The organism is Serratia sp. EWG9 (assembly GCF_019913725.1).
GTDB classification, from domain to species: domain Bacteria; phylum Pseudomonadota; class Gammaproteobacteria; order Enterobacterales; family Enterobacteriaceae; genus Serratia; species Serratia ureilytica.
In genome coordinates, this window is the sequence record NZ_JADNRO010000023.1 from 1 (window position 1) to 1198 (window position 1198).

At 59.4% G+C, this 1198-nt stretch carries 1 protein-coding gene; it reads right to left on the reverse strand.

Annotated elements, in window-relative coordinates; genetic code table 11:
• On the reverse strand, positions 1–1198 hold a 1198-nt coding region (gene pqiB, locus ITX55_RS23850; RefSeq protein WP_223085421.1), incomplete at both ends, for an intermembrane transport protein PqiB.

Sequence of the window (1198 nt, forward strand, 5' to 3'; positions counted from 1 at the left end):
CGACTTCATGGTTTTCTGGCTTTCCGCCAGCGTCTTGGTCGCTTCGCTGATCATCGGATTGATCGGCATCGAATTAATCTTATCCAACGTCTGCATCAGTTTCTGCTGGATCTGCGCCAGACCGCCGCTGGTGGTTGGCATCAGCGGATAACCGAACAGCTCGCGCGGCCCTTTCCACGGTTTCTCCTGCGGATAGAAGTCGAGATCGATATACAGCGAACCGGTCAGCAGGTTGGCGGACTTCATCGAGGCGCGTAAGCCACGAGACTCCGCGTCTTTCAGGTGCCCTTCAATATCGACATTGTCCCCCAGCTGTTTATGAAGCCGATCCGGCTCAATGCGGATCAGCACCGGAATGCGGTAATCGTTATCCAGACGCTGCGCCATGCCCTCTTTATAGAACGGCACCTGCGCCACCGTACCCAGACGGATGCCGCGGAACTCGACCGGCGCGCCCGGCTGCAGGCCGCGTACCGAATCGGAGAAGAACAGCAGGTAATCCTTATGCACGGTATACAGCGAATCCTGCGTGCTGCGCTGGTTGTCGAACAGCTGGTACTCCGCCTTCTCTTTAGCCTGTTCGCCACGATCCCAACCGTCCGGTACGTCGAAACTGACGCCGCCGCTGAACAGCGTTGTCAACGAGCCCATCTCCACCCGCATGCCCTGCGCCGACATGTCAAACGCCACGCCGCTGTCTTTCCAGAAGCGCACGTTGGTAGTGACCAACTGATCGTAAGGCGCGGTGATGAACAGCTGATAGCGCATGGCGCGCGCTTTCGGATCGAAGTAGCTGGTTTCCACCGACCCGACGCGGTAGCCGCGGAACAGCACCGGATCGCCTGCGTTGAGCTGGCCCGATTTTTCGCTGTCCAGCACGATGCGCAGCCCTTTGGCGTCCGGGGAGGCCAGCGGCGGCGCATCGAGCAGCTGATAGTGGTCTTTGCCGTCTTTGCCCTTGTTGCCCGGCTGCAGTTCGATATAGGCGCCGGAGAGCAACGTGCCCAGCCCGGAGACGCCTTCACGGCCGATCTGCGGCTTCACCACCCAGAAAGCGGAATCCTGGCGCAGCAATTTTTCCATGCCGGAATTGAGGCGAGCCTGCACCATCACCTTGCTCAGGTCATCGCTCAACGTGACGGTTTCCACCACGCCGACGTCAACGCTGCGGCTTTTGATTTTGGTTTTACCCGCTTCC